This window comes from Azospirillum sp. NS33 (assembly GCF_059703765.1).
Genome location: NZ_BAAKJB010000023.1, coordinates 1 through 26,770, shown reverse-complemented (window position 1 = coordinate 26,770; position 26,770 = coordinate 1). Strand labels below are relative to the sequence as shown.

The following is a 26,770-nucleotide window of genomic DNA, read 5'->3' as shown; positions in this document are numbered from 1 at the left end:
CAGACGGCGGCGGTGCCGCCCAGGAACAGACGGCGGCGGTGCCGCCTAAGAGGACGCCGCGGCGATGCCGCCCAGGAACACCCGCACCACCTGCCGCACGAAGGCGTCGCGCTCCTCGACCGGCGGCGCCATGCCGATGCCCAGGGTGAGTTCGAACCACGGGCCGCTCTGGAGCATCGACAGGAACAGCCGCGTCGCCACCACCGGGTCGCCCGCCGGAAGGTCGCCGCGGGCCTGGAAATCGGCGAGACATCTGGCCACCGCCGTCTTGGCCTGGACCGGCCCGGCCGCGAAGTACAGGCGGGCCAGCTCCGGGAAGCGGTGCGCCTCGCCGACCACGATCTGGTAGATGCGCAGCGCCTCGGGAGACCACACCAGGTCGACGAAGCGCCGGCCGATGGCGAGCAGCGCCTCCTCCGTCGCCATCCCCGCGAACTCGTCGGGGCGGACGCGGGCGCCGCGGCGCTCGCACTCCGCGGCGATGGTGGCGGCGAACAGCGCCTCCTTCGACGGAAAGCGGGTGTAGAGCGTGGTCTTCGACACCCGCGCCGCCTGGGCCACCATGTCCATCGACGTCTCGGAATAGCCGAGGTCGAGGAAGGCGGCCTTGGCGGCGGCGAGAATCTTGCCGGCCTTGGGGTCGTCGGCGGGGCCGGGCGGGGGCGGGGCGGCGGTCATATTCATCTGAACTGAACTGTATCGTTTAATCTTGACCGCGGGCGCGGCATGGCGCAAGGATAGCAGTACGGTACGGTTCAGTACAGCGACGGAAACGGGGAACGGCCATGTCCGGACGGGGCAGGGGAAGGGGGCACGCACGCCCGATGGTGGTGGCGCCGGTGATGCTGTTGGCGCTGGCCCTGGCGGGATGCCAGGCGGAGTCGGCGGCACCGGAGTCGGCGGCACCCGGGGTGGCCGGGCCGCGGCCGGTGCGGGTGGCCGAGGTGGTGCTGCGGCCGGCCGACGACGTCGCCCGCTACCCCGCGGTGATCCGGCCGCGGGTCGAGGCCGACGTGGGCTTCCGCATCGCCGGCAAGGTGGTGGAGCGGCGGGTCGGCGTCGGCGCGCGGGTCGAGGCCGGCACGGTGCTGGCCCGGCTCGACCCGGTGGACACCGAGCTGCAGGTCCGCGCCGCCGAGGCCCAGCTGGCCTCGGCCCGCGCCGAGGCGGCCAACGCCCGCGCCGATTTCGGCCGCTACCAGCGCCTGCGCACCGGCGACTGGGCGACCCAGCAGGAGTTCGACCGCCGCAAGGCCGACCTGGACACCGCCGAGGCCCGGGTGCGCGAGGCGGAGGCGCGGTTGCGCGTGCTGGTCAACGCCGCGGCCTACGCCACCCTGGAGGCCGACGGTCCCGGGGTGGTGACGGCGGCGCTGGTGGAGCCGGGGCAGGTGGTGGCCGCCGGCGCCGCCGCCTTCCGCATCGCCCGACTGGGCGAGCTGGAGGCGGTGGCCGACGTGCCGGAGCACCGCCTGCCCGACCTGGAGCGGCGGACGCTGGCGGTGGAGCTGTGGGCGCTGCCCGGCGTCGCGGTGCCCGGCCGGCTGCGCGAGCTGGCGCCCAGCGCCGACCCCGCCACCCGCACCTTCCGGGCGCGGGTCAGCCTCGACGCGCCGCCGGACGCGGCGAAGCTGGGCATGACGGCCACCCTGGTGGCGACGCTGCGGCGCGACGCCCTGGTGGCCCGCCTGCCGATGACCGTGCTGACCCAGAGCGGCGACGCCCCGGCGGTGTGGGTGGTGGACCCGCGGGCGGGCCGCCTGGAGCTGCGCCCGGTGGAGATCGCCGCGCTGACCGGCGACGAGGTGGTGGTGGCCGGCGGGTTGGCGGACGGCGAGCGGGTGGTCAGCGCCGGCGTGCACAAGCTGGACCCCGGCCTGACCGTCCGGGTGTGGGAGGAGCCGGCGCCATGAGCGGACCCCATGCATCCGCGGACCGCGAGTCGACCCCCGGGGACGGCGCCGGCGAGGCCGCGCCTCCCGGCCCGCTCAACCTGTCGGCCTGGGCGCTCCGGCACCGCACCCTGGTGCTGTTCCTGATCATCGCCAGCGTGCTGTCCGGGGCCATCGCCTACCGTGCCCTGGGGCGGGCGGAGGATCCGTCCTTCACCTTCAAGGTGATGACGATCCGCACCCTGTGGCCCGGCGCCACCGCGGCGGAGGTCGAGCATTTCGTGACCGACCGGATCGAGAAGACGCTGGAGCAGCTTCCCCACTACGACTTTGCCCGCAGCTACTCCCGCCCCGGCGAATCGGTCGTGTTCCTGACCCTGGAGGACTTCACGCCGCCGGACCGCGTTCCCGACCTGTGGTACCAGGCGCGCAAGAAGGTGGGCGACATGGCCCACACCCTGCCGTCCGGGGTGCAGGGGCCGTTCTTCAACGACGAGTTCGGCGACGTCTACTCGGCCATCTACGCGGTGGTGGGCGAGGACTTCACCCCGGCGCAGCGCAAGCGAATCGCCGAGGACCTGCGCGACCGGCTGCTCACCCTGCCGGCGGTGGCGAAGGTCGACCTCATCGCCCCCCAGGAGGAGCGGGTCTACGTCGAGCTGTCGGCCCAGCGGCTGGCCAGTTTCGGCCTGCCGGTCGACACGGTGGTCGCCGCGCTGCAGCGCGAGAACGCGGTGGCCGCGGCGGGGACGGTGGAATCCGGCCCGGCCCGCGTGCGGGTGCGGGTCGACATGGGGCTGGACACGGTGGAGCGGGTGCAGGCGCTGCCCCTGGAGGCCGGCGGCCGCCTGCTGACCCTGGGCGACGTGGCGGAGATCCGCCGCGGCTACATCGACCCGCGGCGCGAGACCATGCGGGTCGACGGCCGCGACGCGATCGGCCTGGGCGTGGTGATGGCCGCGGGCGGCAACGTCCTGGCCTTGGGCGAGGCGCTGGACGCGGCGCTGGCGACGGTGCGCGACGGCCTGCCGCTGGGCGCCGAGATCCTCCAGGTGGCTGACCAGGCGGCGGTGGTCGACCAGTCCATCGGCGAGTTCATGAAGGCGCTGGGCGAGGCGCTGGCCATCGTGATGGCGGTCAGCTTCCTCACCCTGGGCTGGCGCACCGGGGTGGTGGTGGCCCTGGCGGTCCCCCTGGTGCTGGCGCTGACCCTGGTGGCCATGCTGCTGCTGGGCATCGACCTCCAGCGCATCTCGCTGGGCGCGCTGATCATCGCCCTGGGGTTGCTGGTGGACGACGCCATCATCGCCGTGGAGATGATGGTGGTGAAGATGGAGCAGGGCTGGGACCGCCTCCAGGCCGGTGCCTTCGCCTGGACCTCCACCGCCTTTCCCATGCTGACCGGCACCGTCGTCACGGCGGCCGGCTTCGTGCCGGTCGGGCTGGCCCGCTCGGCGGCCGGAGAGTACACCAACTCCATCTTCTGGGTGGTCGGGCTGTCGCTGATGCTGTCCTGGGTGGTGGCGGTCGTCTTCACGCCCTATCTCGGCTACGTGCTGCTGCCGGTGCCCAAGCGCGCCCATGCCGGGCACGGGGAGGCCGGCCACGACGTCTACGACGGCCGGATCTACCGCCTGCTGCGCCGCGCGGTGACCGCCTGCGTGCGCCGGCGCTGGAGCGTGATCGCCGCCACCGCCGGGGTCTTCGCCCTCTCGGTGGCGGGGTTCGGCCTGGTGCAGCAGCAGTTCTTCCCGTCGGCCAGCCGCCCCGAGCTGCTGGTGGACATCCGCCTGGCCGAGGGCGCGTCCTTCGCCGCCACCGCCGGCGAGGTCGCGCGGATGGAGGAGATCCTGGCCGCCGAGGAGGGGGTGGCCCACTGGACCGCCTACACCGGCGCCGGGGCGCCGCGCTTCTATCTGCCGCTGGACCAGCAGCTGCCCACCGCCAACTTCGCCCAGTTCGTGGTGATGACCACCGACCTGGAGGCGCGCGAGGCGGTGGTCGCCGACCTGGAGGCCCGCGCCGACGCCTTCCCCGCGGCGCGCGTCCGGGTCAGCCGCCTGGAGAACGGCCCGCCGGTCGGCTACCCCGTGCAGTTCCGGGTCAGCGGCAGCGACCCCACGGCGCTGCGCGCCGTCGCCGACGCGGTGCGCGACCGCATGCGCGCCGACCCCAACCTCGCCAACGTCCATCTCGACTGGGGCGAGCGCGCGCAGAGCGTCCGCCTGGAGATCGACGCCGCCAAGGCGCGCGCCCTGGGGGTGACCCGCCAGGACCTGTCGGAGGGGCTGCAGATGCTGCTGGGCGGCATCACCGTCACCCGCTACCGCGAGGGGACGGAGCTGATCGACGTGGTCGTCCGCACCCCCGCGGCCGAGCGGCTCGACCTGGCACGGCTCGACGACCTGGTGATCCGCACCGGCGACGGCGGCACGGTGCCGCTGGGCCAGGTGGCGGTGCCGCGCTACGAGATGGAGGAGCCGGTGCTGTGGCGGCGCTCGCGCGACACCACCATGACGGTGAAGGCCGACGTGACCGGCGGGCTGCAGGCGCCGGTGGTCAGCCAGCGGGTCGACGCGGCCCTGGAGGATCTGCGCGCCGGCCTGCCCGCCGGCTACGCCATCGTCATGGGCGGCGCCATCGAGGAGAGCGCCAAGGGTCAGGGCTCGATCAACGCCATGCTGCCGGTCATGCTGCTGATCATGGTGGTGACGCTGATGATCCAGCTGCAGAGTTTCTCGCGCCTCGCCCTGGTGCTGCTGACGGCGCCGCTGGGGCTGATCGGGGTCACCGCCGCGCTGCTGATCTCCGGCATGCCCTTCGGCTTCGTGGCGATGCTCGGGGTGATCGCGCTCGCCGGGATCATCATGCGCAACTCGGTCATCCTGGTCGACCAGATCGAGCAGGACGTGCGCGCCGGCGCCAGCCGCTGGTCGGGCATCGTCGAGGCCACGGTGCGGCGCTCCCGCCCCATCGTGCTGACCGCGGCGGCGGCCATCCTGGCCATGGTGCCGCTGACCCACAGCGTGTTCTGGGGGCCGATGGCGGTCGCCATCATGGGCGGGCTGGCCGGGGCCACGGTGCTGACCCTGTTCTTCCTGCCGGCCCTCTACGCCGCCTGGTACCGGGTCGAGGTGCCGTCGGCCGCCGCCGCGGTCCCGGCCAACGCCAGCGCCTCCGCCGGTGCGACCGGCCGGGCGCTGGTCTGCGCGGCGGAGTAGGGAGGCGGAGAGGGGCGTCCGGGGATGTGTCACTTTCCTGTCGACACGCCGGACGCCCTTTGCTATACCGCCGTCCTCGCCGGGCGGGCCACCCGCCGGCGGGACCGGTGGCGCCGGGTGCATAGCTCAGTTGGTAGAGCAGCTGACTCTTAATCAGCGGGTCCAAGGTTCGAGTCCTTGTGCACCCACCATCGCCACCCCAAGCGTTCCGACGCTGTCGCGAAGCCCGGCCATGTGCCGGGCTTTTCGCGTTGTGCGGCCGTCGCATCGCATGCGGGGCGGGGGTGCTCGTCTGGGACATGGAAGCGGCACTTTCCGTGCCGGTTGCTTGCTGGCTGTGCCTTGCCAAATATAGGATATCCGCAGGGTATCGTTGGGGGGTGAGCGTGCAGGTATTCCTTGCCCGTTGGGGCGACAGCCTCGGACTTCGCATTCCCAAGGACATCGCGGCCCGTTTTGGACTGGCCGAGGGTGGGCGCGTCGAGATCGAGGCGGAGGGCGACCGGATCGTCATCCGGACCGAGCGTCCGCGCTACAACCTTGACGATCTGCTGGTCGGCGTGTCGCCGGACGCCATGCGCGAGGCCTTCGACTGGGGACCGGAGATCGGCCGCGAGGATGTCGCGCCGTGACCTATGAGCCCGACGCCGGCGACCTCATCTGGACCGACTTCGACCCACGGGTCGGGCTCATGTGGCAAGTGCCGTCATCTCATGGACGTCAGCCGGAGGGGGCCGATGGAACAGGTCGGTTTGCGCGAGGCGAAGGCGTATCTGTCGGGTTTGGTGGATCGGGCGGCGGCGGGCGAGGAGATCATCATCGCCAAGAACGGTGTTCCGCTGGCCAAGCTGGTTCCATTGCCCCAGAAGATGCGCCGGCGTGAACCGGCCGGGTCCTTGGGGATCACCTGCATCGCGCCTGATTTCGATGCACCGGACGATCAAACGGCGGCGCTCTTCGACGGGCGTGACTGATGGGTCTGCGCCCGGGCCTGACGGCACCGGCGCCGGGACCGATCCAAGGCGCGGCGCCAGCCCGGGGGGCCGGCGCCGCGGCGACCGTCAGGCCAGCTCGAAGCGGATGGACTGGGCGCCCTCCCACAGGGCCAGCCGGCCGAGCTCCGGCAGGGTCTCCAGGCCCGAGGTCAGGGTGATGAAGTGGTTGCCGGCGAGCTGGCCCATCTTCGACGCGAAGTGCACGCCGCCATAGGCCAGCAGGATCTCGGTCTCGCTGATCCCGCCGGGATAGAGGATGAACTGGCCCGGGGCGGGGTAGCTGGTGTGGTTCTCATAGCCCACCGCGAAGTCCATGTCGCCCAGCGGGATCCACACGCCCTCGCCGCTCCAGCGCACGTGCACCACCTTGTTCTCGAAGGGCAGGTTGCGCAGGAAGGCGGCGCAGGTCTCCGGCGCCTTCGCGGTTTCCAGGACGGCGTCGTACACGAACGGGCCGGCGGTGATCGTCAAGGCGGTCATCAACGGGTCTCCTGTCTGAAGTCTGGCGTGAGGCCGGCCGCCGGCGGCGGCCTCGGCGCGGCGCGCCCGCCGCACCGGCACGATACACATTCCCGTGGCGCCGGGCAGCGCCTTCCGCGCAGAGGAAAATCCCGTTCCGAGGGCTGGACGGGACCGGCGCCCTGTGCTTTGACGGACGCCGTCCGTCCCCCCCCCCACATCCCACCACCGTCCGGAGCTCCCGCCATGGCCCAGGCCGCGTCCGTCATCTTCGTCCACGGCGCCTTCGCCGACGGCTCCGCCTGGCACCGGGTCATCCCGCTGCTGCGCGCCGAGGGGCTCGACGTCCACGCCGTGCAGAACCCGCTGACCGCGCTGGACGAGGACGCGGCGCATGCACAGCGCGCCATCGACCGGGCGCGCGGCCCGGTGGTCCTGGTCGGGCACTCCTGGGGCGGTGCGGTCATCACCCAGATCGGCGGCCAGGACAAGGTCTCCGCCCTGGTCTACGTCGCCGCCTTCGCCCCCGACGCCGGCCAGTCGCCCAACGACACCCTGAAGGGCTATCCGGCCTCGCCCGGCCTGTCGGCGGTGTCGGTGGACACCGCCGGTTACCTCCACCTGACGCCGGAGAACTTCGCCCGCACCTTCGCCCACGACCTGCCGGCGGGCGAGCTGGCCATCCTCGCCGCGGTTCAGGGGCCGTGCAACGCCCAGTGCTTCCGCACCCGGGTCACCGCCGCGGCGTGGCGGACCAAGCCGTCGTGGTGCGTGGTCGCGGCCGACGACCGCATGCTGCCGCCGGCCTTCCTGCGCGACACCGCGGCGCGAATCGGCGCCCGCGCGGTGGAGGTGGCGGCCGGCCACTGCCCCCACCTGTCGCAGCCCCGCGCGGTCGCCGCCGTGATCGCCGAGGCGGCGCGCGGCGCCGGCTGACGGCGGCCCGCCCTAAGGCAGGTATTCCGAACGCCGCCCAGCCATGGGCGGGGTCCGGTGAGCCTGCTTAAACGAACCAGCCCTGGGTGACCTGGGCGGCGTCGACGCCCTGCAGGGTGACGCTGCCGCCGGCCAGCTCCACCCGCGCCCCGGCGGCGGTGGCGCTCACCGTCCAGGCCTGGCCGGGCAGGAGGTCCAGGCGGTCGCCGGCCGCCGCGTCGAAATCGGTCACCGTGTCGTCGCCGGTGCCGGCCCCCACCAGGAAGCGGTCGGCCCCGGCGCCGCCGGTCAGCGCGTCGTTGCCGAGGTTGCCGGCCAGCGCGTCGTCGCCCGTCCCGCCGTCGAGCACGTCGTCGCCCTGGCCGCCGAACAGGGTGTCGGCCCCGTCGCCGCCCCACAGCACGTCGCCGGCGAGGTTGCCGTAGACCACGTCGTCGCCCTGGCCGCCGGCCGCGAGGTCGTCGCCCTGGCCGCCGAACAGGGTGTCGGCGCCGCCGTTGCCGTAGAGCCGGTCGGCCCCCCAGTTGCCGTAGACCACGTCGGCGCCGTCCAGCGCCGACAGCAGGTCGGCCCCGGCGTTGCCCCGCAGCGCGTTGGCGCCGTCGTTGCCGAACACCGTGTCGGCGCCGGCCCCGGCGGTGGCGTTCTCGATGGTGGCGCCGAAGGCGATGGCGATGTTGGCCTCGCTGGGCGACCCGTCGCGCTCCACCCCGACGCTGCTGAAATGGCCGTCGCGCAGGTCGACCCACAGGGCGACGGACTGGTTGGACAGATCGAAACGGTCGAGGCCGCCGCCGTCCCACACCGTCAGCACCTGCTCCTCGGTGGCGCTGAAGACGTAGGTGTCGTCGCCGCTGCGGGTCGCCGTGTTGGCGCCGTAGAGGTACTGGATCGCCGCGACGTCGTAGAGCTGGGGGGTGGTCGGCTGGTAGCCGGTCGTCGGATGGCCGCTGTAGGACATGATCGTGTACTGGAAATTGTCCTGGGCGGTGGGCAGGTAGGGCGCCTCGTTGACGTCGTAGGGGCCGGGGTGCTTGAGGCCGAGGGCGTGGCCGGTCTCGTGGATCAGCCGGCGGTAGGCGGTGTAGCCGGCGATGGGCGTGGTGTTGTCGCCGACGGTGTGGTTGAGGTAGACGTCGCCGGCTCCGCTCCAGTCGCCCGGCGCGAAGGCGAAGCCCGAGGGGCCGGTGCCGGCGGTGCCGAAGGCGATGTCGCCGCCCGTCGCCACCTCGGTGACGGTGACGTTGGCGACCGCGGCCCACAGTCCCAGCGCCTCCCGTGCCGCCGCCATCTGCGCCTCCGACATGGCGCGCACGTCCGCGATGCCGTACGCCGTGGCGTAGTCCGGCGCGGCCTGGAGGAAGCTGTAGGTCAGGGCCACCGGCTGCCCGGTGATGCCGGGCTCGGCCTGCCAGGTGTCGCCGTAGAGCCGGCCGTCCGGGTCCATCAGCAGGGCGTCGATGTGATTCGGCAGGCCCGACGGCCGCACCCCGGTCACCCCCGCCATGGCGCCCTCCCGGGACCCGCCGGCGGGACGGGGGCGCGGGCCGTCGGGACCCGGAGGCGTGGAGCGGCGGACGGCGAAGGCATGGCGACTCCCGTGGGGGCGGCGGTGCGATGGGGCACCCTACCACACCCCCGCGGGGTCGACGGAAGGCCCCCGGGCCGCCCCGCTCAGCCCTTCTTGGGGATCAGCGTCAGTTTCACCAGGACGGCGCCGTTGAGCGCGGTCAGCAGGACCACCAGCCACACCGTCCAGGCGGGGTCGACGAGCAGGCTGCCGACGATGGCCCCCAGGGCGACGACGAGCAGGGCGAGGGCTTTGAGGGTGTCGGTGGTCGATTCCATGGCCGGTCTCCGTGGCGTTGCGAGGACGGGAGTCGCGGTCCAGCATAGCGGGTCGCGCGCGGCGGGCATTGCGATGCGTCAGCCCACGGCGCCGGGCACCCCGCCGGGGCCGAATCAAAAACGCCGCGAAGCGGCGGCTTCGCGGCGGCGGGCGGGGGTGGGGCGCCGGGCGGTCCTATCCGGCGGGGCCGTTCATCACGCGCGGGCGCTGCGGCGCGACCACGGGATCGCCGTCGGCGTCGCTGTGGCGGTAGTCCTGCAGCCGCGTGGCGCGCAGTCCGCGCATGCCGTGGCTGTCGATCAGCCGCTGCCAGGACAGGAACTCCTCCACGGACAGGGTGTAGCGCCGGCAGGCCTCCTCCAGGCTTATGAGGCCGGACCGCACGCCCGCCACCACCTCCGCCTTGCGCCGCATCACCCAACGCTTGGTGTCCGGTGGCGGCAGGTCGTCTTCGCTCATGGGACGGCCAACGGGACCGACGATCAACGCTCCACTGGAGCCATCGTCGCTCTGTTCGTGCTCGCGAGATGACATGCGCGGACGCTCCACCACTTCCTAGTGCCCTGTTGGGACGGGAGCGTAACCGTAGGCACTTAAAAAATGCCTAATCGATAGGGTTAATGCTTTAGACTTGAAACAACCGGTATGGCGCGGCGCACGCTTGGTGCGCAAACGGTGGCGGCCACCGCCGCCGCGCAACGGCCGCCGCCGCCGGTGCGGCCGATCGCCGCGGCGGCGTCAGTGGATCTTCTTCACGCTCGACACGGGGATCGTCAGGTCCTCGGCGACCGCCAGCATCGGTTCCCCGTCCTTGGAGTAGTCGACGCCGGCGACGTAGCCGTAGGTGGTCGTCGTCACGTCGAAGGTGTCGTCCTCGGTCTTGCCGCGCGGCGCCACGTTGAGCCGGTAGTTGCCGGGCTGCACCGCGTTGCCCTGGTCGTCCTTGAAGTCCCAGGTGACGGGATTCGCGCCGGCGTTGGTGGTGCCGTCGAAGGAGCGGACGGTGCGCCCCTGAGCGTCGAGGATGTCGACCCGCACGGTTTCCGCGGCGTGGTCGAGGTCGTAGGACACCTCGGCCGATTCCATCCCGGAGATGTAGGGGAAGACGTCGCCCTCGTACTCCACGACGCGGCCGAGGTAGGAGAGGTTGCTGGCCGTCGCCGCGGTCTGCTGGCTCTTCAGCAGCTTGTCCAGGCGGCTGTTGGTGGCGATGTTCTGCTCAACGTTGGCGAACTGCACGAGCTGGTTCGTCATCTCGTTGGTGTCCATCGGCTTCAGCGGGTCCTGGTTCTGCATCTGCGTGGTCAGCAGGCGCAGGAAGCTTTCGAAATTGTCACCGAGCCCCTTGAGCGCGGTGTCGGTCTTCTGCTCCTCCTCGGTCTTGGTCTCCGCCTTCTCCGCGGTCTTCGAGGCGCTGCTCTGCTTGGCCGTGCCGTAGGGGTTCAGGGTGTACTGGTTGGTGTCGGTGGTGATGCTCATGGTCCGGGTCCTTTGGCCTGGCGTGGCGGCGGCGCGGGTGGCGTGGCGGGCGGGGGGCGGCGGTCAGACGCGGAAATCGACGCGGCCGGGGGCCAGGGTCAGGGTGTAACTGGCGGCCGCCAGATCGGCGCCGTCCCCCTCGCCCGCGGCGGCGCCGCGGCCACGGCGGCCGCCGCCGCCGCGGCGGTCGTCGCCGTCACCGCCGGTGTTGCCGTCGCCGCGCAGGTTGAAGCTGAGGCTGCCGGAGTCGGCCTTGAGGCCGGCGTCCTGCAGGGCCCGTTCCAGGCCGCGGGAGTCGCGCATCAGCAGCTCCAGGGTCTGCGGCTTGTCCGCGGCGACGACGGCGTGGACCCGGCCGTCCTGGGCGAACTCCAGCTTGATCTCGATCCGCCCGAGCTCGTCGGGGCGCAGGTTGATGGTGAACTGGTCCTTGCCGTCCTTGACGTTCTTCTGGATGTGCATCGACACCTGGTCGGGCACCCCCAGCGGCGCGTTGGGATGGCCCCGGGTCGCCCGCAGGTGGGCCAGCGATCCCGCCGGGTCGGCGGCGCCGGGGCCGCGCAGGCCGTCGAGCGTCAGCGGGCCATGGGCCGGGTCGACGGCGGCGCCCGGGCGTCCGGCGGGGTCGCCGTCGGCCGGGGCCGTGGCGTCGCCGGCCGGCGTCAGGGCCGCCAGCGCGTCCTTCGCCGCCGCCGCCGCGGTGGCGCCGGAGGTGCGCGTCTCGGCACCGCCCGTGGCCTGCTGCTGGGCCTGGCCCTGGCCGTCACCGGCGCCGTCGCCGGTGCCGCTGCCCGCGCCGTTCGAGGCGCTCTCGGACTTCTTGCGTGCGGCCTCGGTGGCCAGCTCGGTGAGCGAGTCGGGGAGGTCGGCGTCCTCCTCGGTGGGCAGCGTGTCGGCCGACGGATCGCCCGCGGCGGCCACGGTGCGCCCGGCGACGGCGTCGGCCCCGTCGATGGCACCGCCGGGCGTCGCCGCGGCGACGCCGTCGGTGCCGGACGCACCCGGGGTCGCGGCGCCGGCCGCGGCTCCGGGGCCGGCGGCGACGGCCCCGAGGCCGTCGTCCTGGACGACCGCGTCGGCGGCCGCGTCGGCGGCCGGGGTGGTGCCGGCGGTGGCGTCGGTCGCGCCGGTCGTGGTGGCGGCGGCGTCGTCGGTCGCGGCGGCCTCCGCGGCGTCCGCGCCGGCGGGCGCGCCGTCCGCCGCCGTGGCGCCCAGGGCCGCCGTGGCGTCGGTCGGCGTGCCGTTCGCCAGCGTGGCGTCGGGCAGCGTGGCGTCGGGCGGCGTGCCGTCGGGCAGCGCCACCAGGGGATCGGTCTCCGTGCCGTCGCCGCCGGCTCCGGTCTCGCCCTCGCCCTCGGGGTCGGCCTCGGCGCCGTCGCCCGACGCGTCGGACCCGTTGGCCTCGGCCTCCGTCCCGGCGGTCGTATCGGCGTCATCGGTGGCTGCGGCGGCGGTGTCGGAGCCGGTGTCGGCGGCGGCGCCATCGGCGGCCGCGCCATCCGCCTTCGCCGCGTCGGCGTGCGGGGGCTTGGCGTCGTCCTTGGCGGCGGGGCGCGCCGGCGGGTCGGCCTTGGCCGGTGTGGCGGCGGGCGGCTCGTCGCGCCGCGCCGCCTCGGCCTTGCGCTCCGGCACCGGCGCCTTGTGCTCGGCGGCCGGCGGCGCCTCGCGGGGCGGCGGGGCGTCGTCGACGGCGGCCCGCACCGGGGGACGGTCGGCTGCCGTGGGCCGGACCGGCTCGCGGGCGGATTCGGCGCGGGCGGATTCGGCGCGGGCGGCGTCGCGCTTGCGGTCCGCCGCCTGAGCCATCAGCCGGTCCATCATCTTGGCAAACATGTCGTCCGTCTGGGCCGTCGGCGCGGTCGGGCCGGCGGTGTCGATCGGGGCGGACGGGAAAATGGACCGGATATCCATGGGTCGTGTTCCTGGTTGGGTGACCGCTGTGCTCTCGACCGATCCTGTAGCAAGTCCCGGGCCAAACTCCGCCGCGGGGCGGATGCCGGGGATCGGGCCGCGGGGCGGCAAAAACGACCGGGTCGGCGAGGGCGTTCTTGCCGGGACCGGGAAAAAAGGGCGGGCCGCACGCGGGCGGCCGGGCAAAAGGACGGGCCGCACGATGGCGGCCGGGCAAAAGGACGGGCCGCACGATGGCGGCCGGGCAAAAGGACGGGCCGCACGATGGCGGCCCGGTGAGGGACCGGGACCGGGACCGGCGCGGCGACCGGCCGACGGCGGGGGTGTCAGAGCCGGGTGTTGAGCGTCGCCGACGTCCCGGGCCCGTGCGACGCCGGGCCATAGCCGCGGGTCGCCGGACCGTGGCCGCGCACCGGCCCGGCGGGGCCGTAGGCGACGCCCGGCTGGGCCTGGCGGGCGCGGTTGACGGCGCCGACCACGGTGTCGACCAGCGTCTGCTGGGCGGCGTTGGTCACCCGCAGGGACTCGGCGTTGGCGGCGGCGCTGGCCTGCAGGGCACGGGTGGCGTCGCCGAGCCGGCGCTTCAGCGCCTCCGGCAGGCTGCGCATGCCCTCCGGATCGATCCGCAGCAGGCGCGACACCTCCTCGTAGACCAGCACCATCGGCTGCTTGTCCTTGGCCAGCGCCGCCACCGTCGCGGCGCTGAGGCGCCCCTGGACGGCGGCCGTCTCGCGGTCGAGATGGGTGGTCAGCCGCTCCATCAGGCCGGCGAGCGCGGTGGCCCGTTCCTCCGCCGTCCTGGGCAGAGCCGGAGCCGGGGTGGCCCCGTCGGCCGCCGGCCGGCGGGCGGGGAAGCGGACGTCAACCTTGTCCATGGGACACCTCCTGTGCGCGCAGCAGTTCGCGGTACACCTGGTCGGCGAGGCCGAAGCCGCCGCGCGACATCATCTGTTTGCCATATTCCTGCACCAGCAGGCCGCGGAACATCTCCTCGCCCTTGCCGCCGCCGAACTGGTCGTCGACCGCCACGCTCTCGAACAGCGGCGACAGCATCTGGCCGATGAACATCGCCTCGAACTCGTTCGCCTTGCGGCGGATCTGCTCGCGTTTGGCGGGGTCGATGCGGCTCTCGTCGGCGGCGGGGTCGCGGGGGCCGGCACCCTCGCGCAGACGCTCCACCAGCGGCGACGGACGGGGCGAGAGGGGGGGCGCGGCGACGGCGGGAAGGGACAGGGCGACGTCCATCAGATCACCTCGATCTCGGCTTGCAGGGCCCCCGCGGCCTTGATCGACTGCAAGATGGCGATCATGTCGCGGGGCCCGACGCCAAGCGCATTCAAACTCTGTACCAACTCCTGCAGGGTGACGCCGGAGGGCATCACCGCCAGCCGGCGGTCGGACTGGTCGTCGACCTGGATGTCGGTGCGCGGCACCACCGTCGTCTCGCCTTCGCTGAACGGGCCGGGCTGGCTCACCTGCGGGGTCTCGGTGATGCGGATGGTCAGGTTGCCCTGGGCGATGGCCACCGTGGAGATCCGCACGTTCTCGCCCATGACGATGACGCCCGACTTCTCGTCGACGATGACGCGGGCGACCTGGTCCGGGATGACCTGGAGCTGCTCGATCTCGGTGATCAGGCCGACCACGTCGCCGCGCCGTGCGTTGGGCACGGTCAACAGCACCGAGGAAGGGTCGGTGGCCTGGGCCAGGTTGCCGCGGAGCTGGGTGTTGATCGCGGTGGCGACGCGCTGGGCGGTGGTGAAGTCGGGGTTGCGCAGCGACAGGCGCAGCACCGGCAGCTCCGCCAGGGAAAACTCGATCTCCCGTTCCACCAGCGCGCCCGACGCGATGCGCCCCGAGGTCGGTACGCCGCGGGTGATGCTGGCGCCCTGGCCCTGGGCGGAAAACCCGGAGACCGCGATGGGCCCCTGGGACACGGCGTAGACCTCGCCGTCGGCGCCCAGCAGCGGGGTCACCAGGAGGGTGCCGCCCAGCAGGCTCTTGGAATCGCCCATGGCGCTGACCGTGACGTCGATCCGCGTGCCCTGGGCGGCGTAGGGCGGCAGGGTGGAGGTCACCATCACGGCGGCCACGTTCTTGGTGCGCAGGTTGGCGCCGCGCACGTTCACCCCCATGCGCTCGAGCATGCCGGTGAGGCTCTGCTCGGTGAAGGGGGAGTTGTTGAGGCTGTCCCCGGTCCCGTTCAGGCCGACCACCAGGCCGTAGCCGATCAGCATGTTGTCGCGCACGCCCTCGACGTCGACGACGTCCTTGATGCGGGCCGACGCCGCGCCGGCCGGCAGCGGAAGCGCCAGCGCCGCGGCGACACCCAGCGCGCACAGGGCGCGGCCGGAGAAGCGCAGCAGGCGGAGGATCGGATCGGTCATCATGGCGGTCCTGCTCGAACGAAGGGTCGCCCGCTTCCATGCGAACCCCGTGCCAGTCCCGGCGGCGGCCGACCCACAGCAAAAAAGGGTGAGTCCCCGCCGAAATCGCCGGCGTTTTGCCTCAATCCCTTGCCATCTCCCGCGGCGACGACTTGCCGGACCGGCAAAAATTGCCCGATTGCGGCAACCCTTGACCGGATGTTAAGGTTTATCCACCATTTTATATCCGCGTTTCAGCGAGATCGGTTGCGCAGATCATGAAAGTCGAAGGCCCCGGCAATCTTCGCGGCAACGCGTCGGTGCGGCGCACCGGCCGGTCCGACGGGACCGGCGGCGGCACGTTCGCCAAGCAGTTGACCAACGACGGCGAGGCCGCGCCCGCCCAGGGCGTCTCCGGGACGGCGGGTGTGCACGGCGTGACCGGTGTGCTGGCCCTGCAGGAGGTCGACGACGCGACGGCCCGGGCCTCGCGCGGCAAGATGCGCGCCCAGGAGATGCTCGACAAGATGGATGAGATCCGTCACGCCATCCTGGCCGGCGTCCTGCCGCGGGACAAGGTGATGGAGCTGTCGCACATCGTCCAGACCCGCAAGGTCCACGTCGACGATCCCCACCTCGCCGAGATCCTCGACGAGATCGACCTGCGCGCCCAGGTTGAGCTGGCCAAGCTCCAGCCCTGACCGGGCCAGACCCGCCCGCGGTCACGCAATGGTCATGTTCGCCGCCGTTTCCGAGGCATTTTCCCCGCAGCGCATCGTCGTTCGCCAGGGTTGCGGCGCAGCCCCGCCATACATATACTCCGCGCCGCTTTGACTACCCTTATCGAGTTTGGAAGCCCTCGGATGTCCTCGCCGCTCGTGCCACCGGACTACAAGCCGTCGGAAGACGAACCGTTCATGAACCCCGCGATGCGGGAGTACTTCCGCCAGAAGCTGCTGCGGTGGCGGGCGGAACTGCTGGCGGAGTCGACCGAGACCCTCGCCAGCCTCCAGGAGGGCGGCATCCAGGAGCCGGACATCGCCGACCGCGCCTCGGCGGAGACCGACCGTGCCCTGGAGCTGCGCACCCGCGACCGCGAGCGCAAGCTGATCTCCAAGATCGACTCCGCGCTGGAGCGGATCGCCGACCGCAGCTACGGCTACTGCGAGGAGACCGGGGAGCCGATCGGCGTGCGCCGCCTCGACGCCCGGCCCATCGCGACCCTCAGCCTCGAGGCGCAGGAGCGCCACGAGCGCATGGAGCGCACCCAGCGCGACGACTGACGGGGCCGCCCCGGGGGGATGGACCCCCGGGGGAGGGCGGGCTCGGGCGGTGCTGCCGCGGCCTGCCCCGGGGGCGGTCTTTCCGGGATGCGGAATGCTTTTCGTCCCCCGCTTCCCGAGCCGCCGCCGGCGGGGTAGTGTCCGTCGTGCCGATTGGGTGCGTCCAATTCGGAACGTTTTTCCCTAGCCTTGGCCCGTCGCGTCCCGCGGCGGGCCCTTTCTTTTTGGGCCGTCCGCTTCCCACCCCGCCCACCTGGCTCCACCCCGCCGGGGCCGGAGGAGGGGCACGGTGGCGCCGGGCGTGCCAACGCCGGTTGCCCGGCAGACACTGCCGGGCAAGGACGTCCCAGGTCGGGGAAGGGCGATCAGAACGGGCTGATGATGTCGAACACCTGCTGGCCGTAGCGGGGCTGCTGGACGTCGGTGATCTGGCCGTTGCCGCCGTAGGCGATGCGGGCCTCGGCGATCTTCTCGTAGCTGACGGTGTTCTGGGCGGTGATGTCCTCGGGACGGATCACGCCGGTGATGATCAGGTCGCGGCGCTCGAAGTTCACGCGGACCTCCTGGCGGCCCTGGATGACCATGTTGCCGTTGGGCAGGGTCTGGGTGACCAGCGCCGCCACCTTCAGCTCGATCTGCTCGTTGCGGCGGATGGCGCCCTGGCCGGTGGAGCCGCTGGTGCTCGAGGCGTCGACCAGGCTGGCGGGGTCGACCTCGTCGGGCAGGATGGCGCCGAGCTGGCTTTCGAAGCCGAAGAAGCTGGGCAGGCCCAGGCCCTCGTTGTTGTTGCGCGTCCGGTTGGTCTGGTTGTTCATCTGCGCCTGGTCGTCGATCTCGATGAGCACGGTCAGGATGTCGCCGACCTTGCCGGCCCGCTGGTCCTTGAAGAAGGCCTTGGCCCCGGTCCGCCACAGGGAGTTCGGGTTGCGCTCGGCCGGCAGCGGGGTCGGCATCGGCAGGCTCACGGGCTGGTAGCCGGCCACCGCCTGCGGGTCCTGGATGGTGGTCATGCCCGGCGCCCGGCCGACGTCGGAGAGGCGGGACATGGTGTTGCAGGCGGGCAGGCCGGCGGCCACGGTGGCGAGCAGGGCGACGCGGACGAGGGTGCGGGCGGCGCGGCGGGCGCGGATCGGGGCGGGCATCGGAGCTTTCTCCTCAATAGGACAGGGCGGAGCCGGGCTTTGCCACGGCCACGACGTTGGGACCGGCGACCGTCGCTTCGACGATGCGGTTCGACTGGGTGTTGACGACGCGGATCACCTCGCCCTTGCCGCCGTCCTGCAGGGCCTTGCCCTGGGCGGTCAGCGAGAGGTTGGCGGTGACCAGCGTGATGGTGACCATGGAGCCCTTGTCGACCAGGCGCGGCGGCTGGATGTCGCGCAGGCGGACCGGCTGGTTGACGGGGACGCCGCGCTTGGGCGTCATGCCCACGACCTCGGCCTCGGTGGCGGCGACGTCGCTGCCGGCGTAGTCGGCGCGGATCTCGGTCCACACCACGTCCTCGGCTTCGATGGTGTCGCCCGGCATGACGCGGCGTGCCAGCACCGGCACCTCGACGACGCCGAAGGCGCGGCCGGCCACCGGCAGGCGCACCTGGGGCTGCGAGCCGGGGATCACCAGCTCCGCCGCGAAGCGGCCGCCGACCGGGCTGTAGTAGAGGTTCTCCACCACCAGCCCGCCGGCCGGGGCGGTCCCCGCCGGGGCGCGCAGTTCCACCGCGCGGGCGTCCAGCTGCAGCTGGATGCGGCCGACCGGGATCTGGCCGGCCAGCGCGTCGGTCAGCGCGGCCTCGGCGTGCGTCGTGCCGTAGACCGCGGCGGCCGGCTGGAGGGCGTCCGCCGGCTGCGCGGCGGCGGCGGCCAGCGGCGCGAGGGCGAGGGCGGTGCCGAGGAGGAGGGCGGCGGCGGTGCGGATCATGGCGGGGGCTCCCTAGCTCGTGCCGGCGTCAGCGAAGCTGGCTGGCCTGCTGCATCATCTCGTCGGTGGTCTTGATGATCTTGGAGTTCATCTCGTAGGCGCGCTGGGCCGAGATCAGGGTGGTGATCTCCTGCACGATGTTGACGTTGGAGGTCTCCAGCGCGCCCTGGACCACCCGGCCGAAACCGGGGGCGCCGGGCACCCCGGCGACCGCCTCGCCGGACGCCGGGGTCTGCATGAACAGGTTGTCGCCGACCGCCTCGAGACCGGCGGAGTTGGCGAAGGTGGCGAGCTGGATCTGGCCGACGTTCTGGCTGTCGACCTGGCCGTCCAGCTTCACCAGAACCTCGCCCGACGGGTTGATCGCCACGTCCACGGCCTCGGCCGGGATGGTGATCGCCGGCTGCACCTGGTAGCCGTCGGCGGTGACGATAATCCCGTCGGGCGAGAGCTTGAAGTTGCCGGCTCGGGTGTAGGCGGTGTCGCCGCTGGGCAGCAGCACCTGGAAATAGCCGGAGCCGTTCACCGCCACGTCGAGCTTGTTGTCGGTGACGTTGAGGTTGCCCTGCTCCATCAGCCGGCCGATGGCGGCGACCCGCACGCCGGCGCCGATCTGCACCCCGGTCGGCACGATGGTGCCGGCATCCGACGAGGTCGAGCCGATGCGACGGAAGTTCTGGTAGAGCAGGTCCTGGAACTCGGCCCGCTGCTTCTTGAAGCCGGTGGTCGTCGCGTTGGCGATGTTGTTGGAGATGGTCTCCACGTTGATCTGCTGGGCCAGCATTCCCGTGGCACCGATGGCGAGGCTGCGCATGGCTGGTCGTTCCCTTGCTCTTCGTGGATCAGACGGCGCGGCCGAGGCGCTGGATGGCGGTCCGCATGCGCTCGTGCTCGGTGGTGATCATCGATTGGGCCTGCTGGTACTGGCGCGACACCTCGATCATCGAGGTCATCTCCATCACCGCGTTGACGTTGGAGCCTTCGATCATGCCCTGGGCCACCCGGGTCTCCGGCGGCGCGGGCACCGGCTCCTGGTCGCTGACGTAGAGCCCGCCGCCGACCTCGGTCATCAGCTGCTCGTCGGGGAAGGTCACGATGTTGAGGCGGCCGATGGGGCCCAGCTCGGTGGACACCGTGCCGTCGCCGGCGACCTTGACGGTGGTGGTGCCGGCGGGGAGGGTCAGCGGCTGGCCGGCGTCGTCGAGGACCGGCAGGCCGCCGCCGTCGACGATCTGGCGGGTGTCGTTCAGCCCGAACCCGCCGGCGCGGGTGTAGCGCTGGCCCGCCGCGGTGTCGACGGTGAAGTAGCCGGGGCCGGTCAGGGCCAGGTCGAGGTCGTTGCCGGTGGAGATCAGCGCACCCGGCCGCAGGTCGCGCACCACGGCGCGGTCCTGGACGAAGCTGACCTGCTCGTGCATGGCCGGCCGCTCGAGGAACTCGGTGAACAGCACGCGCTGCTGCTTGAAGCCGTTGGTGTTCATGTTGGCGACGTTGTTCGCCACCACGTCCATCTGGCGGCGCAGCGCGGTCTGGCGCGACAGGGCGACGTAGATCGAGTTTTCCATCGGCGGCCTCTTGCGACTTGGTTGCCGGTGCGGCCCTCCGCGACCGGCGCCGACAGCTTTGCAGCCGGCGTGCCAAGTGAGGCGTCATGCGGCTTTGGCGCCGTTCCGCCGGCCCGTCGCCGGGCCGGGACGGGCACCGGCGCGGACCCGGCACCCGGTGCCCGGCAATTCCTGCCCCGGGGCCGGCGTCCCCTGCCGCGCGAACCCGGCACAAGCGTCCCGGTCGCCGCGGCGCTCCGGCGCGCGGGGTGGGGCGCGCACGGCGGCGCGGTGCCCGGACGGAGTCCGGGTGGCCGCCGTCCATCAAGATCCGTGCCGCTGACCCTCCGCCACGGCACGTCCGCCGGCCGGTCCGCCAGGCGGGTTGCGGTGGCAAACGGCAACCGAAAGGAGTTGTTAACTATCCCAAAGTAGTTTGGGACGTGCCGGTTCGGCCTGTTTGTCTCTGTGGCGCACAACGGATTCTCATGAGCGCGGATGTGGATGACGGCGGCCTTTCCGAAGGCCTGCCGCGCAAGAAGTTCAGCGGCAAGAAGCTTGTCTTGTTCGTGATCCTGCCCCTGGTGCTGCTGATCGGCGCCGGTGCGGGGATCTACTTTTCCGGTGTCCTCGACATGCTGCTGGGCGGCGGCGAGGCCGAGCACGCGGAGGAGGGCGCCGGCGACCACCCGCCGGAGGAGGGCCACGCCGATCCCCTGGCGGCGCCGATCTTCTACGACCTCCCGGACATGCTGGTGAACCTCAACAGCACCGGGCGGCGGCCGGCGTTCCTGAAGATCAAGATCTCGATCCAGGTGGCGAAGCCGGAGGATATTCCCGCCATCGAGCACGTGCTGCCGCGCATCGTCGACAACTTCCAGGTCTACCTGCGCGAACTGCGGCTGGAGGACCTGAAGGGGTCGGCCGGCATGTACCGGCTGCGCCAGGAGTTGCTGATGCGCATCAGCGCGTCGGCCCACCCGGTCAAGGTGAAGGACGTCCTGTTCCGCGAAATGCTGGTCCAGTGACGGGGGGCGGAGAGCGCGCATGAGCAATCCGGAGGAGCTGAGCGAAGAGGAGCGGCTGGCCGCGGAATGGGCCGCGCTGGCCGAGGACAGCGGCGACATGGGCGACCCGGCGCCGGGCGGCTCGACGCGGGTTCTCAACCAGGACGAGATCGACAGCCTGCTCGGCTTCGACCAGGGCGCCGGCGGCGACGGCGACAACTCGGGCATCATGGCCCTGGTCAACTCGGCGCTCGTCAACTACGAGCGCCTGCCCATGCTCGAGGTGGTCTTCGACCGCCTGGTCCGCATGATGTCGACCAGCCTTCGCAACTTCACCTCCGACAACGTCGAGGTCAGCCTCGACCAAATCTCCTCGGTGCGCTTCGGCGATTACCTCAACTCCATCCCGCTGCCGGCCATGCTGTCGGTGTTCAAGGCGGAGGAGTGGGACAACTACGGCCTGATGGTCGTCGATTCGGCGCTGATCTACTCGATCGTCGACGTGCTGCTGGGCGGCCGGCGCGGCACCGCGGCCATGCGCATCGAGGGCCGCCCCTACACCACCATCGAGCGCAATCTGGTGGAGCGCATGGTCCACGTGGTGCTGTCGGACCTCTCCGCCGCCTTCGACCCGCTGTCGCCGGTGACCTTCCGCTTCGACCGGCTGGAGACCAACCCGCGCTTCGCCACCATCGCGCGGCCCGCCAACGCCGCGGTGCTGGTCAAGCTGCGCATCGACATGGAGGATCGCGGCGGCCGGCTGGAGCTGATGATCCCCTACGCCACGCTGGAGCCGGTGCGCGAGCTGCTGCTGCAGATGTTCATGGGCGAGAAGTTCGGCCGCGACAGCATCTGGGAAACCCACCTGGCGTCGGAGCTGCTGGTCACCGACGTCGACATCGCGGCGGTGCTCGACGAAGTGACGATGACCCTGCACGATGTGCTGAATTGGCGCGTCGGCACGCGTATCCTGCTTAACGCGACCCCGGACGGGGCGATCGAGCTGCGCTGCGGTGACGTCTCGATGTTCCAGGGGCGGATGGGACGCAAGGGCGGCCACATCGCCGTGCGGATCGAGAAGGAACTGCCCAAGCAGGAGGTCATGCGCCTATGAGCCCCACCGTGTCCCTGGTGCTCGACCTCGTCCTGGTCGGCCTGCTGGTGGCGACCATCGCCTACGCCATCATCCTCAACAAGCAGATCGTGCGCCTGCGCGACAGCCGATCGGAGATGGCCGGCCTCATCGCCGGACTCAACGACGCCATGGAGAAGGCCGAGCTGGGCGTGCGTGGCATGAAGCGCACCGCCGCCGACACCGGCGAGGGGCTCCAGCGCACCGTCGAGAAGGCCGCCGCCCTGCGCGACGAGCTCCAGTTCATGATCGAGGCGGGCGACGCCCTGGCCAACCGCATGGGCGGCATCGGCCACGGCGAGCGTCCCGCGCGACCGCCGGGCCCGGGCGCATCGTTCCCCGCATCCGCCTTCGCCGCGCCGCCGGCCACCGGGGCGCCGCCGGCGCCGATCGGGCGGGGGTCGGGCGGCGGTGTCGTCGTGCGCCCGGCCGCGGCGGCCGCGGCGGCGGCGATCTTCCGGCCCCACGACGCCGAGATCATCGGTGACGAGCCGGCGCCGGCCCCGCCGCGCCGTGGCGGGGAACCGGCGCCGTCGCGCCGTGGCGGAGAGCCCGCGGCCGACGACGCGCCCCGCGAGGGCGAGGAGAACCTGTCGCGCGCCGAGCGCGAACTGCTGCGCGCCCTTGAGAATCGTCGCTGAGAACCGCCATGCCCGTCGTCGCCACCCCGCCCCCCGGTTCGCCGTCCGCATCGCCCTCCGCCGGGCGCGGCGCCGCCCGCCCGCCCGCCGTCGCGGCCGGCCCCGGCAAGGGGCTGCCGGCCAAGGGCACGGGCACCGCAAAGGCCAAGGCCAAGGGCAAGGCGGGGCGTCGCAGGCCGGCGGTGAAGCGCCCTCCGCTGCACCACCGCCTGGGCGCGCGCATCCGCGGCTTCCGTCCCCGGCTGCTGCCGCTGACCATCTTCGCCGCCGTGCTCATGCTGGGGGTGCGGGTCGGCGATCTCTGGCGCATCGCCAGCCGCGACGCCCGCCTGCCCGAGTTCCCGGTCACCCTGGCGGAGGCGCCGACCCCGCCCGCCGGGGCGCCGAAGGGCGTCCTGATGGCCGCCACCAGCCCGGCGTCGCCGGAGCCGGCCGCGCCCGCGTCGCCGGCCCCCGCCGCCGGGGCCACCGACGAACCGCTGGGGCCGGTCAACGCCCAGGAGGTGCTTCAGGCCTTGGCCGAACGACGGGCCGAGATCGAGCGGCGGACCAAGGACCTGGAGCAGCGCGAGGCGCTGCTGACCGCCGCCGAGACCCGCATCGACCAGAAGCTCCAGGAGCTGGAGAAGGTGCGCACCGACATCCAGGGACTGCTCAAGGTCGGCGACGACCGCCAGAGCGCGCAGCTCGACAGCCTCGTCAAGATCTACGAGACGATGAAGCCCAAGGACGCCGCCCGCATCTTCGAGGAGCTGGACATGCCGGTCCTCCTCGACGTCGTCCAGCGCATGAAGGAAAGCAAGACCGCGCCCATTCTCGCCGCGATGGACCCGCTCAAGGCGAAGGAGGTCACCGCGGCCCTGGTGGAGCGGCGGGTCCTGCCGGCGCTGCCGCAGTAGCACCGCGGCCCTGGGGCAGCAGTGTTGCCGATTGGTCTCTCCCGCCGCGGCGACTCGCCGGATTCCAGGACGTTAAGGGGCGATTAACCGAAAGTCCCTAGGGTGACCCTCGGGCGCAGGCCGCGAGTCGTTCGGCCGTCCCCGGCAGGTCGGGGCGCCGCGGAACGGCGCGACCGACGCGCCGCCACCGCTTCTCTGGACCGCCGGACCCGCGCCATGCAGACACCCCACGCCTCGTCGTTCTCCGATCAGAAGATGCTGCGCCAGCGGCTCGACGCCGCGCGGACGGAAGCCATGCAACCGCTGAGCCGGGACGAGGTGGCGGACATCGTCCACAGCGTGCTGTCCAGCCTGGGTGGCGACATGTCGGCCGACGACCTCCGCCTCTACAAGGAGCTGGAGGGGCTGGCCCGCTACATCCACGACGCCAAGGCGGAGTTGGCGACGCTGCGGCCCAACGACATCCGCGACCAGCACATCCCCACCGCCACCGACGAGCTGGACGCCGTCGTCGGCGCCACCGAGAAGGCCACCTTCGCGATCTTCGACGCCTGCGACACCATCGGCGCGGTCGCTGGCGCCATCGACCCGGCGCAGGCGGCGAAGCTCAACGACGCGGTCACGGCGATCTACGAGGCCTGCAACTTCCAGGACATCACCGGCCAGCGCATCACCAAGGTGGTGCGGACGCTCAAGCACATCGAGGCCCACGTCGACGCCCTGCTCGTGGCGTTCGGCGAGGAGGCGCGGCACGCCGTCACCCCGGAGGCCGCCACCCCCGCCGCCGCCACCGCGGACGACCGCGACGGCGGCCTGCTGCACGGCCCCCAGCTGCCCGGCAACGCGATCGACCAGGACGAGATCGACCGCCTGCTGGCGAGCTTCGACTGAGCGCCATGACCACCCCCGGCAAGACGGCCCCGTTCGCCAGCAACGCCGGGATGTTGCTCTACCTGTCCCTGTTCCTGCTGCTGCTGGCCTTCTTCATCGTTCTCAACGCCATCTCGGTCGACAGCGTGCGTCGGGCCCGCGCGGTGCTGAAGTCGGTCGAGCAGAGCTTCACCATCGACCCCCGCCTCCTGTTCGGCCGCGACCCCGTGGCGTCGCGTTCCGGCACCGTGCTGGCGGTGCAGCGTCTCGACACCCTGGGCGACCTGTTCGCCTCGGTGGTCGCGGTCGACAAGGTGGAGATCGTCGCCCCCGGGCGACGGCTGGAGGTGCGGCTGCCCGCCGACGGGTTGTTCGTGCCGGGCACGGCGCGGCTGCGGCTCGACCGCACCGGGCTGCTGGACCGCGTTGCCGAGGCGGTGCGCCAGCCCCTGCCCGGGGAACGGATCGAGGTGGAGTTCCTGGTCGCCCTCGCGCCCGACGCGCCGGGCCAGCCGCCGGGGCCGGTGGAGCGCGCCGGCGCCCTGGCGCGCGACCTGGTGGGGCGCGGCGCCCCGGCCGATTCCCTCAGCGTCGGCATCGAGCGCGGCCGGGCGGGCACCGCCCGCTTCGTCTTCTCCGTGCGCGCCGACGAGGAGGCCGCGCCGTGACCCGCCTGCCGCGCAGCGCCGCCATGGCGTCCCGCGGGCGCGCCACAACCACAACCGCCACCACCGCCGCGGGATGGGGGGGGACGTGGCTGCTCACCTTCACCGACCTCGTCTGCCTGATGCTGACGTTTTTCGTCATGACCTACGCCATGCGCGAGCCGGAGGTGGAGCGCTGGGCGGCCCTGGCCTCGTCGCTGGCGGTGTCGGCGCGCTCCACCGCCCCCGCGCCGAGCGACCGGGCCCCGACCCCCACCGCCGCCTTCAACGCGGCGTCCCTGGAGGGGCACGAGGCGGTCAACCTCGACTATCTCGGGGTCATCCTGCGCACCCAGGTTGCCGGCGCCCCGGACCTCTCCGGCATCGCGGTGCACCGCGAGGACGATCGTCTGGTCATCGCCATCCCCGGCGATCTCCTGTTCGAGGCGGAGGGCACCGCCTTCCGTGACGCCGGGCGCCGCGCGCTGTTCCTGCTGGGGCAGGTGGTCGGCCGGATCGGCAACCGAGTCGAGGTCGTCGGACGGGCCGAACGCGAGGACGTGCCGGCGGGCCACGCCTGGGACCGTGCGCTCGGCCGCGCGGCGGCGGTGGCCATGGCCCTGCGCGAAACCGGCTATCGCCGGGACCTGGTGGCCCGGGCGACGTTGCGCGCCGGCGAGGGCGGCGCGACCGGCGATCCGGCGGCGGCCGGCCCGCGCGTCGATGTCGTGGTCCGCGACCAATGGGAGGGGTGACCATGGCCGTCACCGCACGCTGGAAACGCCGCGCCGGCGGCCTGCTGGCCGCCACCGCGCTGTTCGCCGTGATGCCCCTGGCCGATGCCGCGGCGGTGTCGGTGTCGCTGCGCGCCGCCACCCATCCCGCCTATGGGCGGATGGTGTTCGACTGGCCGCAACACGTCGACTACGACACCCGCGTCGCCGACGGCACCTTGATCGTCACCTTCGGCCAGCCGATCGAAACCTCGCTGGCCGAGGCGCTCCGCCGCCTGCCGTCCTACGTCACCGCGGCCCGCCTCGGCAGCGGCGGGCGCAGCGTGGAGTTCACCCTGGCGCGGCCGGTCAGCCTGTCCTCCTTCCGCGACGGCCACCACGTCGCCATCGACCTGCGGCCCGCTGCCGCCGAAGAAGCGGCCACCGCTCCAACGACCACCGCCGCAGCGGCCGCCACCTCGGCCGCCGCCGCAACGACCACCGCCGCAGCGGCCGCCGAGGCGGGGCCGGCCGTTGCGGCCCCGTCGTCGGGGGCGGAGGCGCCGGCCGCGGCGGCCACCGGGGAGACGCGCCCGGCCGCCGCCGCGCGGCCCTCCGCCGGGACGATCAAGGTCCGTGCCGCGGACCATCCCGGCTACAGCCGCATGGTGTTCGACTGGCCGGCCGCCGTGGACTACACGGTGCGGCGCGACGGGCGGGCGGTGACCGTGCTGTTCGACCGGCCGGCGTCCGCCGACCTCGCCCAGGTGGTGCGGCCGGGGTTGCGCAACGTCGCCAACGCGGAGGGCTTCACGGCCGGCGACGGCGGGCTCGGCGTGACCTTCTCCGCGCCGATCGACGGCGACGTCCGCGGTTTCCGCAATGGCAACGCCGTGGTCGTCGACGTCTACAACCCCGGCACCCGCACGCCGCCCGCCGCGCCCGCCGAGGCGGCGCCGGCGACCGAAGAGGCCCAGGCGCCCGCCAGGACGCCCCCCGCGGCTGCCGTTGC

General features: G+C 72.7%; 28 protein-coding genes, 1 tRNA gene and 1 pseudogene. 16 read left to right on the top strand and 14 right to left on the bottom strand.

What is annotated here, in order from left to right:
* Positions 1–45 precede the first annotated feature (45 nt).
* Positions 46–678, bottom strand: a complete 633-nt coding sequence (locus AC6H2I_RS19720) for a TetR/AcrR family transcriptional regulator (protein WP_497502402.1) — start codon at positions 676–678, stop codon at positions 46–48.
* 146 nt (positions 679–824) lie between these two features.
* On the opposite strand from AC6H2I_RS19720, the gene AC6H2I_RS19715 reads away from it, so the two are divergent.
* The 5 genes from AC6H2I_RS19715 (at position 825) to AC6H2I_RS19695 (ending at position 6,087) form a co-directional block, all read left to right on the top strand.
* A complete protein-coding gene (locus tag AC6H2I_RS19715; RefSeq protein ID WP_497502401.1) occupies positions 825–1,913 on the top strand; it encodes an efflux RND transporter periplasmic adaptor subunit in 1,089 nt (362 codons plus the stop codon).
* Entirely contained in the window at positions 1,910–5,113 is a 3,204-nt protein-coding gene (locus AC6H2I_RS19710; RefSeq protein WP_497502400.1) for an efflux RND transporter permease subunit, read from the top strand. The genes AC6H2I_RS19715 and AC6H2I_RS19710 overlap by 4 nt, the downstream gene beginning before the upstream one ends.
* 115 nt (positions 5,114–5,228) lie before the next feature.
* Positions 5,229–5,304, top strand: a tRNA-Lys gene (locus AC6H2I_RS19705).
* 189 nt (positions 5,305–5,493) lie between these two features.
* Entirely contained in the window at positions 5,494–5,745 is a 252-nt protein-coding gene (locus AC6H2I_RS19700; RefSeq protein ID WP_497502399.1) for an AbrB/MazE/SpoVT family DNA-binding domain-containing protein, read from the top strand.
* Positions 5,746–5,850: 105 nt separating this feature from the next.
* Positions 5,851–6,087 (top strand): type II toxin-antitoxin system Phd/YefM family antitoxin, encoded by a 237-nt coding sequence (locus AC6H2I_RS19695; RefSeq protein ID WP_497502398.1) that lies wholly within the window; start codon positions 5,851–5,853, stop codon positions 6,085–6,087.
* A gap of 87 nt (positions 6,088–6,174) precedes the next feature.
* Here AC6H2I_RS19695 and AC6H2I_RS19690 read toward each other — a convergent pair whose 3' ends face one another.
* Entirely contained in the window at positions 6,175–6,588 is a 414-nt protein-coding gene (locus tag AC6H2I_RS19690; RefSeq protein WP_497502397.1) for a DUF3830 family protein, read from the bottom strand.
* A gap of 225 nt (positions 6,589–6,813) precedes the next feature.
* On the opposite strand from AC6H2I_RS19690, the gene AC6H2I_RS19685 reads away from it, so the two are divergent.
* A complete protein-coding gene (locus AC6H2I_RS19685) occupies positions 6,814–7,503 on the top strand; it encodes an alpha/beta fold hydrolase (protein ID WP_497502396.1) in 690 nt (229 codons plus the stop codon).
* 67 nt (positions 7,504–7,570) lie between these two features.
* Here the strand turns inward: AC6H2I_RS19685 and AC6H2I_RS19680 are convergent, their stop codons facing one another.
* The 8 genes from AC6H2I_RS19680 to AC6H2I_RS19645 all read right to left on the bottom strand — a co-directional run bounded on the left by AC6H2I_RS19680 (position 7,571) and on the right by AC6H2I_RS19645 (position 15,129).
* Positions 7,571–9,010, bottom strand: a complete 1,440-nt coding sequence (locus AC6H2I_RS19680; protein ID WP_497502395.1) for a M10 family metallopeptidase C-terminal domain-containing protein — start codon at positions 9,008–9,010, stop codon at positions 7,571–7,573.
* 167 nt (positions 9,011–9,177) lie between these two features.
* Entirely contained in the window at positions 9,178–9,351 is a 174-nt protein-coding gene (locus AC6H2I_RS19675) for a hypothetical protein (protein ID WP_497502394.1), read from the bottom strand.
* A gap of 175 nt (positions 9,352–9,526) precedes the next feature.
* The gene (gene sciP, locus AC6H2I_RS19670; protein WP_497502393.1) at positions 9,527–9,886 is read right to left on the bottom strand and encodes a CtrA inhibitor SciP; all 360 of its coding nucleotides are present in this window, start codon (positions 9,884–9,886) and stop codon (positions 9,527–9,529) included.
* A 204-nt stretch (positions 9,887–10,090) separates the two neighbouring features.
* Positions 10,091–10,831 (bottom strand): flagellar hook assembly protein FlgD, encoded by a 741-nt coding sequence (locus AC6H2I_RS19665; RefSeq protein ID WP_497502392.1) that lies wholly within the window; start codon positions 10,829–10,831, stop codon positions 10,091–10,093.
* A gap of 63 nt (positions 10,832–10,894) precedes the next feature.
* Positions 10,895–12,742 (bottom strand): flagellar hook-length control protein FliK, encoded by a 1,848-nt coding sequence (locus AC6H2I_RS19660; protein WP_497502391.1) that lies wholly within the window; start codon positions 12,740–12,742, stop codon positions 10,895–10,897.
* 326 nt (positions 12,743–13,068) lie between these two features.
* On the bottom strand, positions 13,069–13,617 hold the full coding sequence (locus AC6H2I_RS19655; protein ID WP_497502390.1) for a flagellar basal-body protein: 549 nt from the start codon (positions 13,615–13,617) through the stop codon (positions 13,069–13,071).
* Positions 13,604–13,987: a rod-binding protein gene (locus AC6H2I_RS19650; protein WP_497502389.1), complete on the bottom strand. Its 384-nt coding sequence runs from the start codon at positions 13,985–13,987 to the stop codon at positions 13,604–13,606. Before AC6H2I_RS19650 ends, AC6H2I_RS19655 begins: the two co-directional genes overlap by 14 nt.
* Positions 13,987–15,129, bottom strand: coding sequence for a flagellar basal body P-ring protein FlgI (locus tag AC6H2I_RS19645; protein WP_497502388.1), 1,143 nt, complete (start codon positions 15,127–15,129; stop codon positions 13,987–13,989). The genes AC6H2I_RS19650 and AC6H2I_RS19645 overlap by 1 nt, the downstream gene beginning before the upstream one ends.
* 257 nt (positions 15,130–15,386) lie before the next feature.
* On the opposite strand from AC6H2I_RS19645, the gene AC6H2I_RS19640 reads away from it, so the two are divergent.
* Positions 15,387–15,809: a flagellar assembly protein FliX gene (locus AC6H2I_RS19640; RefSeq protein ID WP_497502387.1), complete on the top strand. Its 423-nt coding sequence runs from the start codon at positions 15,387–15,389 to the stop codon at positions 15,807–15,809.
* Between the two features lie 162 nt (positions 15,810–15,971).
* Positions 15,972–16,391 (top strand): RNA polymerase-binding protein DksA, encoded by a 420-nt coding sequence (gene dksA / locus AC6H2I_RS19635; RefSeq protein WP_497502386.1) that lies wholly within the window; start codon positions 15,972–15,974, stop codon positions 16,389–16,391.
* Between the two features lie 365 nt (positions 16,392–16,756).
* Here dksA and flgH read toward each other — a convergent pair whose 3' ends face one another.
* From flgH to flgF, 4 genes are read right to left on the bottom strand one after another with little or no spacing between them, the layout of a single operon-like run.
* Entirely contained in the window at positions 16,757–17,533 is a 777-nt protein-coding gene (gene flgH / locus AC6H2I_RS19630) for a flagellar basal body L-ring protein FlgH (RefSeq protein WP_497502385.1), read from the bottom strand.
* Positions 17,534–17,546: 13 nt separating this feature from the next.
* Positions 17,547–18,308 carry a flagellar basal body P-ring formation chaperone FlgA gene (gene flgA, locus AC6H2I_RS19625; protein WP_497502384.1) on the bottom strand — a complete coding sequence of 254 codons (762 nt, stop codon included), beginning with the start codon at positions 18,306–18,308 and terminating at the stop codon, positions 17,547–17,549.
* A 28-nt stretch (positions 18,309–18,336) separates the two neighbouring features.
* Positions 18,337–19,122, bottom strand: a complete 786-nt coding sequence (flgG, locus tag AC6H2I_RS19620) for a flagellar basal-body rod protein FlgG (protein WP_497502382.1) — start codon at positions 19,120–19,122, stop codon at positions 18,337–18,339.
* Positions 19,123–19,150: 28 nt separating this feature from the next.
* Entirely contained in the window at positions 19,151–19,873 is a 723-nt protein-coding gene (gene flgF / locus AC6H2I_RS19615) for a flagellar basal-body rod protein FlgF (RefSeq protein ID WP_497502381.1), read from the bottom strand.
* A gap of 467 nt (positions 19,874–20,340) precedes the next feature.
* On the opposite strand from flgF, the gene AC6H2I_RS19610 reads away from it, so the two are divergent.
* From AC6H2I_RS19610 to AC6H2I_RS19575, 8 genes and pseudogenes are all read left to right on the top strand, one after another.
* Positions 20,341–20,880: a flagellar basal body-associated FliL family protein gene (locus tag AC6H2I_RS19610; protein WP_497502380.1), complete on the top strand. Its 540-nt coding sequence runs from the start codon at positions 20,341–20,343 to the stop codon at positions 20,878–20,880.
* 19 nt (positions 20,881–20,899) lie between these two features.
* Positions 20,900–21,973 (top strand): flagellar motor switch protein FliM, encoded by a 1,074-nt coding sequence (fliM, locus tag AC6H2I_RS19605; protein ID WP_497502379.1) that lies wholly within the window; start codon positions 20,900–20,902, stop codon positions 21,971–21,973.
* Positions 21,970–22,632, top strand: coding sequence for a DUF6468 domain-containing protein (locus AC6H2I_RS19600; protein ID WP_497502378.1), 663 nt, complete (start codon positions 21,970–21,972; stop codon positions 22,630–22,632). Before fliM ends, AC6H2I_RS19600 begins: the two co-directional genes overlap by 4 nt.
* 8 nt (positions 22,633–22,640) lie before the next feature.
* Positions 22,641–23,531, top strand: a complete 891-nt coding sequence (locus AC6H2I_RS19595; RefSeq protein ID WP_497502377.1) for a MotE family protein — start codon at positions 22,641–22,643, stop codon at positions 23,529–23,531.
* A 216-nt stretch (positions 23,532–23,747) separates the two neighbouring features.
* Positions 23,748–24,422, top strand: coding sequence for a protein phosphatase CheZ (locus AC6H2I_RS19590; RefSeq protein WP_497502376.1), 675 nt, complete (start codon positions 23,748–23,750; stop codon positions 24,420–24,422).
* A 5-nt stretch (positions 24,423–24,427) separates the two neighbouring features.
* Positions 24,428–25,069, top strand: coding sequence for a hypothetical protein (locus AC6H2I_RS19585; protein WP_497502375.1), 642 nt, complete (start codon positions 24,428–24,430; stop codon positions 25,067–25,069).
* On the top strand, positions 25,066–25,800 hold the full coding sequence (locus AC6H2I_RS19580) for a flagellar motor protein MotB (protein ID WP_497502374.1): 735 nt from the start codon (positions 25,066–25,068) through the stop codon (positions 25,798–25,800). The genes AC6H2I_RS19585 and AC6H2I_RS19580 overlap by 4 nt, the downstream gene beginning before the upstream one ends.
* Before the next feature lie 2 nt (positions 25,801–25,802).
* Positions 25,803–26,770, top strand: a pseudogene (locus AC6H2I_RS19575) (hypothetical protein); the annotation flags it as partial.

Excerpts from the sequence above, each read along its gene's own strand:
- AC6H2I_RS19720 (WP_497502402.1), bottom strand. The coding sequence starts at position 678 with ATGACCGCCGCCCCGCCCCCGCCCGGCCCCGCCGACGACCCCAAGGCC.
- AC6H2I_RS19715 (WP_497502401.1), top strand. The coding sequence starts at position 825 with ATGGTGGTGGCGCCGGTGATGCTGTTGGCGCTGGCCCTGGCGGGATGC.
- AC6H2I_RS19710 (WP_497502400.1), top strand. The coding sequence starts at position 1,910 with ATGAGCGGACCCCATGCATCCGCGGACCGCGAGTCGACCCCCGGGGAC.
- AC6H2I_RS19695 (WP_497502398.1), top strand. The coding sequence starts at position 5,851 with ATGGAACAGGTCGGTTTGCGCGAGGCGAAGGCGTATCTGTCGGGTTTG.
- AC6H2I_RS19690 (WP_497502397.1), bottom strand. The coding sequence starts at position 6,588 with ATGACCGCCTTGACGATCACCGCCGGCCCGTTCGTGTACGACGCCGTC.
- AC6H2I_RS19685 (WP_497502396.1), top strand. The coding sequence starts at position 6,814 with ATGGCCCAGGCCGCGTCCGTCATCTTCGTCCACGGCGCCTTCGCCGAC.
- AC6H2I_RS19680 (WP_497502395.1), bottom strand. The coding sequence starts at position 9,010 with ATGGCGGGGGTGACCGGGGTGCGGCCGTCGGGCCTGCCGAATCACATC.
- AC6H2I_RS19675 (WP_497502394.1), bottom strand. The coding sequence starts at position 9,351 with ATGGAATCGACCACCGACACCCTCAAAGCCCTCGCCCTGCTCGTCGTC.
- sciP (WP_497502393.1), bottom strand. The coding sequence starts at position 9,886 with ATGTCATCTCGCGAGCACGAACAGAGCGACGATGGCTCCAGTGGAGCG.
- AC6H2I_RS19665 (WP_497502392.1), bottom strand. The coding sequence starts at position 10,831 with ATGAGCATCACCACCGACACCAACCAGTACACCCTGAACCCCTACGGC.
- AC6H2I_RS19660 (WP_497502391.1), bottom strand. The coding sequence starts at position 12,742 with ATGGATATCCGGTCCATTTTCCCGTCCGCCCCGATCGACACCGCCGGC.
- AC6H2I_RS19655 (WP_497502390.1), bottom strand. The coding sequence starts at position 13,617 with ATGGACAAGGTTGACGTCCGCTTCCCCGCCCGCCGGCCGGCGGCCGAC.
- AC6H2I_RS19650 (WP_497502389.1), bottom strand. The coding sequence starts at position 13,987 with ATGGACGTCGCCCTGTCCCTTCCCGCCGTCGCCGCGCCCCCCCTCTCG.
- AC6H2I_RS19645 (WP_497502388.1), bottom strand. The coding sequence starts at position 15,129 with ATGACCGATCCGATCCTCCGCCTGCTGCGCTTCTCCGGCCGCGCCCTG.
- AC6H2I_RS19640 (WP_497502387.1), top strand. The coding sequence starts at position 15,387 with ATGAAAGTCGAAGGCCCCGGCAATCTTCGCGGCAACGCGTCGGTGCGG.
- dksA (WP_497502386.1), top strand. The coding sequence starts at position 15,972 with ATGTCCTCGCCGCTCGTGCCACCGGACTACAAGCCGTCGGAAGACGAA.
- flgH (WP_497502385.1), bottom strand. The coding sequence starts at position 17,533 with ATGCCCGCCCCGATCCGCGCCCGCCGCGCCGCCCGCACCCTCGTCCGC.
- flgA (WP_497502384.1), bottom strand. The coding sequence starts at position 18,308 with ATGATCCGCACCGCCGCCGCCCTCCTCCTCGGCACCGCCCTCGCCCTC.
- flgG (WP_497502382.1), bottom strand. The coding sequence starts at position 19,122 with ATGCGCAGCCTCGCCATCGGTGCCACGGGAATGCTGGCCCAGCAGATC.
- flgF (WP_497502381.1), bottom strand. The coding sequence starts at position 19,873 with ATGGAAAACTCGATCTACGTCGCCCTGTCGCGCCAGACCGCGCTGCGC.
- AC6H2I_RS19610 (WP_497502380.1), top strand. The coding sequence starts at position 20,341 with ATGAGCGCGGATGTGGATGACGGCGGCCTTTCCGAAGGCCTGCCGCGC.
- fliM (WP_497502379.1), top strand. The coding sequence starts at position 20,900 with ATGAGCAATCCGGAGGAGCTGAGCGAAGAGGAGCGGCTGGCCGCGGAA.
- AC6H2I_RS19600 (WP_497502378.1), top strand. The coding sequence starts at position 21,970 with ATGAGCCCCACCGTGTCCCTGGTGCTCGACCTCGTCCTGGTCGGCCTG.
- AC6H2I_RS19595 (WP_497502377.1), top strand. The coding sequence starts at position 22,641 with ATGCCCGTCGTCGCCACCCCGCCCCCCGGTTCGCCGTCCGCATCGCCC.
- AC6H2I_RS19590 (WP_497502376.1), top strand. The coding sequence starts at position 23,748 with ATGCAGACACCCCACGCCTCGTCGTTCTCCGATCAGAAGATGCTGCGC.
- AC6H2I_RS19585 (WP_497502375.1), top strand. The coding sequence starts at position 24,428 with ATGACCACCCCCGGCAAGACGGCCCCGTTCGCCAGCAACGCCGGGATG.